The 2879-nt window shown below is 51.2% G+C and carries 4 protein-coding genes; all 4 read right to left on the bottom strand.

Annotated elements, in window-relative coordinates; translation table 11 throughout:
• Positions 1-408: 408 nt before the first annotated feature.
• Positions 409-771, bottom strand: a complete 363-nt coding sequence (locus DWB85_RS19205) for a type II toxin-antitoxin system VapC family toxin (protein WP_117957678.1) — start codon at positions 769-771, stop codon at positions 409-411.
• Positions 768-956, bottom strand: coding sequence for a type II toxin-antitoxin system VapB family antitoxin (locus tag DWB85_RS19200; protein ID WP_035526329.1), 189 nt, complete (start codon positions 954-956; stop codon positions 768-770). The genes DWB85_RS19205 and DWB85_RS19200 overlap by 4 nt, the downstream gene beginning before the upstream one ends.
• Positions 957-1673: 717 nt before the next feature.
• Positions 1674-1958, bottom strand: coding sequence for a sll1863 family stress response protein (locus DWB85_RS19195; protein WP_117957676.1), 285 nt, complete (start codon positions 1956-1958; stop codon positions 1674-1676).
• Positions 1959-2114: 156 nt separating this feature from the next.
• Positions 2115-2879, bottom strand: a 765-nt coding sequence (locus tag DWB85_RS19190) for a hypothetical protein (protein WP_205422828.1), incomplete at its 5' end; no start/stop codon positions are given.

The raw sequence follows: 2879 nt of genomic DNA, 5'->3' as shown, positions 1-2879 counted from the left end.
GCCTATGGATTCAGGAATTTTGAGAATTACCGATTACGCGTCTTAACCCACTGCGGGTGGGATGGCATTATTAACCGGGTTTAGTGAATATCGGCCCATCCCCCCTTAATGGGGGAGAGCCGAGGATATATTTCAATAAAATCAAGGAGATATGGCGGAGAGCGAGGGATTCGAACCCTGAGTCATGCTATTTTACGCCTCCCCATGCCTCCTAATGCCTTGTAAATCAGAGAGTTAAAAAATGGGCCTGGCATTAGAGGGCATCAGAAGGCGTGGAGATGGTCCCATGGTGGTCCCAAAATCCAGGCTGCTACGTCATGGTGATATCTGCCACAGCCATTCTCGAGCAACGATCACTGGAATAGCGACATGCTATTGAGTGCCAAATTTTTTCCGGCCTGCAGACCACTACTGATAAGCCTTACCCAATTCGACGGCAAGTGCCGCCAACCGCTTATCCCGCGTCCAAATCTTTGCTGGGCCGGCTAGAAACGTTGACGAAAGCAGGTGCGCATCTATATACCCCACGCCGCGCCCCATCAATTGGTGCTGTTCAATAAAAAATAATACTTCCTCATCTGTCGCCGTCGCCACCTTCGGAAGATCCGCCAGCAACGCTAGAACTTCCGTTCGATTACTCAAATTACCACAGGCCAACTCACCGATAACGAATGGGTGGGCTAGTACTTGAGTATTCTCCAGCAAGTGCGCCAGCATTTTATCGCCAGACCGCAGATGGTCAATCCAGACCGACGTATCGACTAAAATCATGTACGCCTACGGGGCACAGACTTTAGTTCTGGATCAGTAGCGCCTAACTTCGCTAGTCGACGCGAACTTTCACGCTCGATAAGAGCCTTGAGACCTTCGCGTACCAGAGCCGCTTTTTCAACTACCCCGGTAATCCGCTGTGCCTCGGACATTAACTGATCGTCGATAGTAACTGTGGTTCTCATAATTTCTTCTCCGATGCTAGAAAAATGTCATCGGATTTTACACCATTTGATGCTATTTGTGATGCCCGTTGTTTACATAGAATATGACAAACTACCCTGTGGCCTGAGATACCTCAATGCCAAGTTTGAGCAATTCTCCATGAATCCGTGGTGTCTCCCACAGCGGATTTGCTCTACTCATTTCACGAATGAGTATCCGCAACTCCCCTTCTATACCGGGCCTCCCAATCTACGTGACGACCTGGTACTGCGACGAACACGGCCACGTCGGACAGGAAAACCGTTGTAATGAATATCAGTAAGCTGGGGCGAGCCGAAATGGCAGCGTTGATCGTTGAAGCATTGGCTGCCCATGATATTAACGTCGTACTTGTTGGCGGTAGTTGTGTCTGCGTCTGAACCAGTGAAAAGTTCGGCTCGCTCGACTTCGACTTCGTCGACCTTACCTACAGCCGAAGGAAGCGGATTGCAGTAGCGCTGTCCCAAATTGCCTTTCTCCAAACAGGAATCAACCTAAGTACTTTACACATCCAGGTTGCCAGTGGTCAGTAGAGTTCCCCACTGCCCCACTTGCAATCGGGCACGAGTTCATCGGGGGCAAACAGGTAGCCGCAAAGGAGGTTTCTACCGGCACAATATTGTTGGCTTTGCCATCCACGTTGGATACGTCGATGGCCCTGCATGTCTTGCAGGCACCCAGGATCCGATCGGGCGAGGTTAAAGCTGCGACTTGAAGTAGTTGTAGGAATGCTTGAAAGCATCACCGATTTTATCCATTTCGGCGACACTACTTTCCCATGCATCCTCTCCAGCCTCCTTCAGTTCATCCAGTTGGGCGCTTGCCTTACTTGACTGTGCTCGCAGATCAGCCATTTCCTGTTTGTACTTGGCTTCCATGCCTTTCTTGGCACTCTTGGATTTGGCCGCCAGTTTGTCGAGCTGTGCATTCATATCGTCGATTTCGGATTTCATCTTCGCGACGTATTTGTCTCTCTTTGTCATAGGTACTTTTCCTTTTGAATTTGGGAGCAAGAAAGAAGCGTAACGCTACAGTCTGCTCACTGGAGGAAGTATGGGGAATGACCCGCTGGATGTCTGTGCGCTACCGCACATTGGCAGGCGACCATTACCACTGGCGAGCTGTAAACCCTCATCCACTCAGCAGATTGCCAACGCGCTAGGTAACATAGACCCATCGGCAAACTTCGCCTGGCCAAGATCGCTAAAATAAGATGTGCCAAACAGATACAGACGCATGGACTGCGCGGCGAGCTCTGGAGTAAAGCGCACGGTGACTTTACCACCCAGGTATGGGGTGAGCGCTGCCAGCATGCGCATGGCAAGTTCGAGATCCTCTTCAGCACAGACCAGCAGCGCGCCGCTATCAAGCATAGCGAGGGCAGCAGGCGGAATAACCGCTTGATTCACTCGGCCAAGATTATAGTGCGCCAATGCCTTACCTAAACGCTGGGCCAACTTTTCCCGTTCATCTGATCCCGGCTCCGCCCAGACATCCAGCAGCGTTCGTAATTGTTTGAAATTAGCGGTGTACTCACTGAGCGACTGCAATACCTGGCGTCGTGCGTCGTCCGAACCAGGCGCCCAATCCGTTTTCCAGTTCACGTCGGGAGTGGTCGAAACAACTGGTAATTCGAACAGGATACCTTCCGGCGAGCTTGCAAGAACCTTAGGTTGGGGTAGTTTGCCACGGTCATAATCGCCGAACAGCACAATGAGCCCGATCACTATCAAAGCCAGTGGTAGTATCAACCATGCCTGTCGTTTCATTTTTTTGTTTTCTACGTAAGCGCCTCTGCATCGGCCCCCTTCCGCCCAGGGCGATGACGCCGGAACATGCCCCCGTGTTTTTTTCACAGGAGCATGGCCATGTCTGCCGACAACGAACAACGCGAAGACTACTGG

Source organism: Seongchinamella sediminis (assembly GCF_003457605.1).
Classification (GTDB): Bacteria; Pseudomonadota; Gammaproteobacteria; order Pseudomonadales; family Halieaceae; genus Halioglobus; species Halioglobus sediminis.
This window is presented reverse-complemented; position numbering and strand designations above follow the sequence as displayed.

Coding starts and splice junctions, on each gene's coding strand:
- DWB85_RS19200 (WP_035526329.1), bottom strand. CDS start 956: ATGAGAACCACAGTTACTATCGACGATCAGTTAATGTCCGAGGCACAG.
- DWB85_RS19195 (WP_117957676.1), bottom strand. CDS start 1,958: ATGACAAAGAGAGACAAATACGTCGCGAAGATGAAATCCGAAATCGAC.
- DWB85_RS19205 (WP_117957678.1), bottom strand. CDS start 771: ATGATTTTAGTCGATACGTCGGTCTGGATTGACCATCTGCGGTCTGGC.